7 protein-coding genes are annotated in these 6,953 nt (G+C 58.5%); all 7 read left to right on the forward strand.

What is annotated here, in order from left to right; genetic code table 11:
• The first annotated feature begins 49 nt into the window (after positions 1 to 49).
• The gene (locus Q1Q75_RS22170; RefSeq protein ID WP_300675342.1) at positions 50 to 1,318 is read left to right on the forward strand and encodes a hypothetical protein; all 1,269 of its coding nucleotides are present in this window, start codon (positions 50 to 52) and stop codon (positions 1,316 to 1,318) included.
• A 363-nt stretch (positions 1,319 to 1,681) separates the two neighbouring features.
• Positions 1,682 to 2,206: a tRNA (cytidine(34)-2'-O)-methyltransferase gene (locus Q1Q75_RS22175; protein ID WP_300675343.1), complete on the forward strand. Its 525-nt coding sequence runs from the start codon at positions 1,682 to 1,684 to the stop codon at positions 2,204 to 2,206.
• Between the two features lie 343 nt (positions 2,207 to 2,549).
• A complete protein-coding gene (locus tag Q1Q75_RS22180; RefSeq protein WP_300675344.1) occupies positions 2,550 to 3,314 on the forward strand; it encodes an MBL fold metallo-hydrolase in 765 nt (254 codons plus the stop codon).
• A gap of 55 nt (positions 3,315 to 3,369) precedes the next feature.
• On the forward strand, positions 3,370 to 4,032 hold the full coding sequence (locus tag Q1Q75_RS22185; RefSeq protein WP_300675345.1) for a bifunctional precorrin-2 dehydrogenase/sirohydrochlorin ferrochelatase: 663 nt from the start codon (positions 3,370 to 3,372) through the stop codon (positions 4,030 to 4,032).
• Between the two features lie 42 nt (positions 4,033 to 4,074).
• Positions 4,075 to 4,893, forward strand: coding sequence for a cytochrome c biogenesis protein CcsA (gene ccsA / locus Q1Q75_RS22190; RefSeq protein WP_300675346.1), 819 nt, complete (start codon positions 4,075 to 4,077; stop codon positions 4,891 to 4,893).
• 57 nt (positions 4,894 to 4,950) lie between these two features.
• Positions 4,951 to 6,219 carry a glutamyl-tRNA reductase gene (gene hemA / locus Q1Q75_RS22195; RefSeq protein ID WP_300675347.1) on the forward strand — a complete coding sequence of 423 codons (1,269 nt, stop codon included), beginning with the start codon at positions 4,951 to 4,953 and terminating at the stop codon, positions 6,217 to 6,219.
• 78 nt (positions 6,220 to 6,297) lie between these two features.
• Positions 6,298 to 6,953: ACP S-malonyltransferase (locus Q1Q75_RS22200; RefSeq protein ID WP_300675348.1), on the forward strand; the 656-nt coding region annotated here is incomplete at its 3' end.

A 6,953-nucleotide genomic window follows, 5' to 3' on the forward strand; every position in this document is an offset into this window, starting at 1 on the left:
CAGCCCGTGAGGTGATTCGCATGAAGGACGGGCGGTTGGACGGGGGGGCGTGAGCCGATGGGGGGTGGCCCTTGCGGCAGCTTTTTTGATGGCCTTTCCCTGGGTCGTTTTGGCCTTCTCCGTAGAGACCGGCGGCCTGGCCCAGGTCTCGACACGTGGCATCGGCTACGATGCCGAGGATGTTCGGGGGAGCCTGGATCCGTCGGATCAGGCCCCTTATGACGACCTGGAGAGCGCTGCCGGGTTTCGACTTACCACCCGGACCTCTTTTTCCGAGGCGGTGACCGGGGATCTCGATTATGAGTTCCTTTTCGCAGGGGGCGAGGCGACCCAGCGTCGCTCAGATCTTGCGGCCGCTGGGTTTCCCTTGCCCGGTGGGGACTCCGGTGACATCGACCGGTATCGACTCTTTGATTTGACACGTGAGGTCTCGTCGTCTGCTTCCCAGCGCACCCTGCACCGGCTGGATCGCTTCAGCATCAACGGGGAGTTCGGAGGCGCCGATCTTCGCATCGGACGCCAGGCCGTGACCTGGGGCGGGGGGCTCCTCTTTAACCCCATGGATCTGGTCAATCCCTTCTCTCCCACCGATACCCTGCGTGATTACAAGGCCGGGGATGATCTCGTTTTTTTGGGCTACACCCACGCCACAGGGCGTGAGCTTCAGGTCATCGTCGGTCCTGGACGCGAGGCGGACACCGGGGAGGTCACATCGGCGGCTTCGCGTTATGCGACCAAGCTGCACGGCAGCTTCGGCAGCCTCGATGCCGATCTTCTTGTGGCCCGGCATCGGGATCACACCCTTTCTGGGGTGGGCTTTTCCGGGTATGCCGGAGAGGCGGCCTGGCGCGGTGATCTAATTGTCTCCGATGAGGATGGGGGGATTTTTTCTGCGGTTGCCAACATGGACCTCTCCTGGGTCGCCTGGAATAAAAATTGGTACGGCTTTATCGAGGTCTACCACAACGGGTACGGCACCTCCGGTTATGCCGACGCCCTCACCGACCCGGCCACCGCCTCCCGCCTGTCCCGCGGTGAGGTTTTTATCCTGGGCAAGAACTACCTCGCCCTGCGCGTCCAGATGGAAGCCCACCCCCTCGTCAATCTCACCCTGACCTCTATCTCCAACCTCGATGACCCCTCCGGCACCCTGCAACCCACCCTGGTCTGGGACGCCCTGCAGAACCTTCGCGTGGACATCGGTGCCCTGATTCCCTGGGGCGCCCCCGAGACCGAGTACGGAGGCTTCTCCCTTCCAAACGGCAAAAAAGCCGCCCCCACCCGCGAGCTCATCCTGAGAGGCAGCTGGTTTTTTTGACGGCAGAGCGGCATAAAAAAGAAGCCTCCGGCGGCAAGGTGGCGCCACCTTGAAAGCGGGTTTGCGAATGCTCTACGGCTGGCGGTACCCTGGGCCTCTCGTGTCCGCATTCGCGTGGTGTGCAAGGGGGGCGCAGAATGCGTGGCGAGTGCAGGCCCCTTGTGTCAGGGGCGTGGGGGATCACCCCCTGGTCCATGGGATCGAGGGCCTTCGCTCATCCTGTTGCCATGCCGGAAAACCTGATACGATTCCATGATATGTTATGGGTTACGATATTGCTTTGGTTTCAGGGCCGTTTGGTGACGGCTCTGAACTATTTTTTTAAACGGAAATGCACCCCCGATCTGTGAATGGGGGGATGCCATGGGAGGACGGGGTGTGGGGATGGAACACGAGGAGGGGCTGGAGCGTCATGTGGTGCTGGTGGCTCCGCAAGTCCATTGGAATACAGGGAATGTGGGGCGGACCTGCCTGGGGGCAGGGGCGCATCTGCATCTGATCAAGCCCCTGGGGTTTTCCCTGGACAGTGCCCAGGTGAAGCGTGCCGGGCTGGATTACTGGGAGCATGTCACGCTTTCTGTGTGGGAGACACTTGATGCTTTTTATGAGGCAATGGCCCCCCAGCCCCATGAGGTAGCGCTGTTTGCCAAGCTCGGTTCCCGATCCTTTTGGGAGATGCCCAGGGGCAAGCGACTGTTTCTTTTTTTCGGGTCGGAGACCCAAGGGTTACCCGAGGCGGTGCTGGCGCGTTACCCGGAAGCTCGTTATCATATCCCCATCAATCGGGAGATCCGATGCCTGAATCTCTCCACCAGTGTGGGGATTGCTCTTTATGAAAGCCTTCGCGGTGCGGGGATGGGGCATGGATGGGGAGGGGATAAGGGGTAGGGCAGGGAGGGGATAAGGGGAAAAAAGACAAACCAGGCGGCCCATTGCAGGCCGCCCATCATCGTATAACGGTGGGAAATGTGTGAAGGATGAACAGGTAAACATCATTATAGGGGGAAGGCCGCGTTGCGTCCATAAGGACAACCCTTTATTTTTCCGGGAAAATTTCCTATTCGCCCGAGCTTCCGGGAAGCTCTCCCTGAGGTTACGGCCCCGTTTTTAGGTAAGGCCACCGAGGGGTCTCAGGGAAGCGTCTTAAGGCCCGGGCTCTTCCGGCGTTGCCGTCGGTGACGGCGACATCGATTCACGCATGACTATATCAATTAAAGAAGGAGGGTGACCCATGGCAAGAATAACCCTGCTTGGAACGGGGACCTGTGTCCCCTCGCTGAGCCGAAGTGCCTGTGCGGCCTTGGTTCAGACAGAGACCGAGACCCTGCTCATCGATTCCGGCCCCGGGACGATGCGTCGTCTTCTGGAGGTGGGGGTCTCCATTGATGATCTCACCGGGATCTTTTTTACCCACATTCATCCGGATCATACGGCGGAGCTGGTCCCCTTACTTTTTGCCACCCAATATCCAGAGTGCCGTCGGACCCGTCCGCTTCAGATCTATGGAGGGAAAGGCTTCGGCGCGTTTTTTGAGAAGCTCAAAGGGGTGTACGGAGGGTGGATAGACCCCGGTCCCGGCCTGGTGAGCCTCACCGAGCTCTCCGTTGCGGGCCGCGACCTTTTTCATCATGGCGACCTGGCGGTTTTGACGGGGCCGGTGGTCCATCGGCCGGAGAGTCTGGCCTGCCGGGTGGTTTTTTCCTGGGGCCGGTCTGTGGTTTTTTCCGGGGACACCGGTCCTTCCGAGGACCTGGTTGCTCTGGCGCAAGGGGCGGATCTGTTTGTCTGTGAGTGCTCGACGCCTGATGGAGAGGCGGTCCCCCACCATCTCACCCCCTCTCTGGCGGGGGAGATGGCAAAAACGGCGCAAGTCGGGACCCTTGTGCTGACCCATTTTTACCCGGCCTGCGACAAAGTTGATATTGAAAAAGAGTGCCGCAGAACATATGATGGTCAGCTGGTCCTCGGAGAGGACTTGAAATCCTTTGATCTTTAAAGTGATCTGCGTTGGGCCTTCCGGCGTGCATTACAGACTGAAAGAGAGCAAACCCATGCGATACTATCCCGTAAGCCTTGATATTATGGGGAAGGCGTGCCTGGTGGTGGGCGGCGGTGCCGTCGGCACCCGAAAAGTCGAGACCCTGGTCCGTTGCGGTGCCCAGGTCACCGTGGTGAGTAAAGCCTTTACCGATGAGCTGAAGACCCTGGCGGAAAATGCGCCCATTACCCTGACGGAGCGGGCGTATACCCCGGCCGACATGGAGGGGAAATTCCTCGTGATCGTGGCCACCGATGATCAGGTCTTTAACACCCAGGTGAGCAAGGACGCTGAAACGTCCTGCAAGCTCTGCAATGTGGCCGATTACCCCAGCGCCTGCAATTTTGTCCTGCCTTCCATTGTGCAGCGGGGTGACATGACCCTGTCGGTCTCGACCTCCGGAAAGAGCCCCGCCTTTGCCAAGTGGATGCGGCGCAAGCTGGAGGTGGAGTACGGCGATGAGTATGGCGCCTTCCTGGCGTTGATGGGGCGGGTGCGTGAAAAGCTTCTGGCCGAGGCCCATGAGCCGGAGGCCCATAAGCCTCTGTTCGAGGCCCTGATCGCGGGCGGACTTCTCGGGAAAGTGGCGGCCGGTGATAAAGAAGGCATCGATGCCTTTCTTGCCGAGGTGCTCGGAGAGGGTTATACCTGCGACACCCTGGGTTTTCTTTTGTAATCACAACACCGTGTGATATCGGCGTCAATCACGGGAGGCGGGATGATGGATATTCTGACAGCGGTTCTCTATCTGGCGAGTGCGGTGGCCTATATGCTCTATCTATTTTTTCAGAAAGAGCGGCTTCAGGAGGCGGGGTATCTTTTTTTGGGTGCAGGGTTTCTGGCCCATACCTTAGGCCTTGTCGTTGTCTCGGTTCAGACGGGCTACCTGCCCATACACAATCTGCGTGAGACCTTGGGGCTGGCCGCCTGGGCGGTGGCGCTGGTGTTTCTTTTTCTTCGGTTCCAGTACCGCATTAAGATCATGGGGGTGTACGCCGCTCCCCTGACGCTCCTGGCCTTCACGGCCTCCATGCGTATCCCGGATCTTCCCCCGACGCAGCCGGAGGCGGTGTATGCCAACTTCTGGTTTTTTGCCCATGTGATCACGATTTTTCTTGGGGAAGCCGCCCTGGCCATGGCGTGTGGGGCCGGTATTCTCTATATACTTCAAGAGAACGCCATCAAGGAGAAGAAGCGCGGTTTTTTTTACCGGCGTCTTCCTTCGCTGGAGCAGCTCGATGGCATGGGCTATGCCAGTATCATCGCCGGGTTTACGGCGTTGACCCTGGGGCTGGTCACCGGCCTGCTCTACTCCAAGATTATCTGGCATCGGTTTATCAGCTGGGATCCCAAAGAGGTCTGGTCGGGAATCTCCTGGGTGATTTATGCGGTGCTGATTCATGAACGACTCGTGGGGGGCATGCGTGGACGCAAAGCCGCCTGGCTGGCTATTGCAGGGTTTGCGGTGTTGCTCTTTACCCTTTTCGGTGTCAATTTTTTTATGGATGGTCACCACGGGGAATTTACCCGGTTTTAACGGATGACATTCCCGGTGGACAGGGATCTGCCCGTCTGGGACGAGAGATATGGCGTTATGCTAGAAATTGTACTGACAGGTTTGAATCACAAGACGGCTCCGGTAGAGATTCGGGAGCGCCTTGCCATGAATCGGCAGGAATGCATGGAAGCCCTTGATGCCTTGCGGGAGCATCCTCATGTGGATGAGGTGATGCTTTTTTCCACCTGCAACCGGGTGGAGGTGTTGATGGCCGCCAAGGATGGCGATGCCGCTGTGGCGGCTGCCAAGGGGTATATTTCCAAGCTCAAGGGACTGCCCGTGGATCAGTTTGAATCCAGCCTCTACGTGCACCATCGGGAAGAGGCGGTGCGCCACATGTTTTGTGTGGCGGCAAGTCTTGACTCCATGGTGGTGGGAGAACCCCAGATTCTGGGACAGGTGAAGGATGCCTATCATCTCACCGCCGCGAAAAAAGCCACGGGTCCCCTGCTTAACCGCCTGATGCATCGCACCTTCCATGTGGCCAAACGAGTGAGAAGTGAAACAGGGATTGGCGACAGCGCCGTCTCCATCAGCTATGCGGCCATTGAACTGGCCCGGAAGATTTTTGGCTCCCTTGAGGGACGCAAGATTCTTCTCGTGGGGGCCGGAGAGATGGCGGAGCTGGCCGTGGAGCATCTGATTCAGCATCAGGCCGGCGATATTTTTGTGGCCAACCGAACCCTGGAACGTGGGGTGGCGTTGGCCCGTCATTTCAACGGAAGCGCCATCGCCTTGGAAGAGATCCCTGAAGCCTTGAAAGAGGTGGATATTATTATCAGCTCCACGGGGTCTCCCACCAGCGTCATTACCCGTGAGATGGTGCGCCCGGTGATCAAACACCGGAAGGGGCGTTCCCTCTTCTTTATTGATATCGCCGTGCCCAGGGATATCGATCCGGCCATCAACCGGCTCTCCAATGCCTACGTCTATGATATCGACGACCTCAAAGAGGTGATCGACGGCAACATCGAATCCCGACGAGCCGAAGCCATCAAGGCGGAGCGTATCGTGGAGGAGGGCGTGGTGGCTTTTTCCCGTTGGGTGGAGGGGCTCAGCACCGTACCCACCATCAAGGCGGTGCGTGCCAAGGTGGAGACCATCGCCCTGGGCGAAGTCGAAAAAACCCTTTCCAGCCTTACGGGTCTCTCCGAAGAGGAGAAGGCCGCCATTCGTCGAATGGGTCAGGCCATCGTTACCAAAGTGGTGCACGATCCCATTCGTTTTATTAAGGACGGCTGCCACAACCGCGATGAATCCCGGGCTTTAAGTTACGCCCGCAGTTTTTTTAATATTCATGATTAAGCCGGCAACGGCGTCGCCATCGAGCCCTGAGCATTGCAATGAAAAGGGGGCTTTTTGGGTTGATACGGGAGGTCCACAGTGACGAAGACCGCTTTCCTCTTCCCCGGTCAGGGGGCCCAGGCCATCGGCATGGGAGAAGATATTTATCAGGAGTTTGAGGTGGTGCGTGAGGTCTTTGATATGGCCGACGAGATCACCCACTCCCATTTGTCTCGGCTCTGTTTTAAAGGCCCCATGGACACATTGACTCAAACCGTTCACCTGCAGCCGGCGGTTACCGCCGTCAACCTTGCCTTCATGGCGGCCCTGGCCAAGGTGGGGGGCGATCGCTTTGATGTGGCCTGTGGCCACAGCCTCGGTGAATATTCCGCCCTTGCCGCCGTCGGTGTTCTTACGCCCTTCGACACGCTGACCCTGGTCAAGACGCGTGGTGAGTTGATGGACAGAGAGGCTCGAAAACACAAAGGGGCCATGGCCGCGGTTCTGAATCTTGATTTCCCTGCGGTGGAGGCGCTGGCCGAAAGCCTTCGCGAAAAGGGCGCGCCTCATTATAAAGGTGTCTGGGCCGCCAACCATAACGCGGAGAAACAAATCGTGGTGAGCGGCGATCCAGACTCCGTGAAACGGTTTGGCGAAGTGGCTCGCGAAAAAGGGGGACGTGCTGTTCCCCTGCGCGTGAGCGGTGCCTGGCACAGCCCCTTGATTCAAGAGGCGGAAGCGCCTTTTCGCCGGGC

It is taken from the genome of Desulfoluna sp. (genome assembly GCF_030145185.1).
In the GTDB taxonomy this organism is placed as follows: domain Bacteria; phylum Desulfobacterota; class Desulfobacteria; order Desulfobacterales; family Desulfolunaceae; genus Desulfoluna.

Bases quoted from the DNA above. Each gene is read 5' to 3' on its own strand.
- Q1Q75_RS22175 (WP_300675343.1), top strand. From the start codon at position 1,682: ATGGGAGGACGGGGTGTGGGGATGGAACACGAGGAGGGGCTGGAGCGT.
- Q1Q75_RS22180 (WP_300675344.1), top strand. From the start codon at position 2,550: ATGGCAAGAATAACCCTGCTTGGAACGGGGACCTGTGTCCCCTCGCTG.
- Q1Q75_RS22185 (WP_300675345.1), top strand. From the start codon at position 3,370: ATGCGATACTATCCCGTAAGCCTTGATATTATGGGGAAGGCGTGCCTG.
- ccsA (WP_300675346.1), top strand. From the start codon at position 4,075: ATGATGGATATTCTGACAGCGGTTCTCTATCTGGCGAGTGCGGTGGCC.
- hemA (WP_300675347.1), top strand. From the start codon at position 4,951: ATGCTAGAAATTGTACTGACAGGTTTGAATCACAAGACGGCTCCGGTA.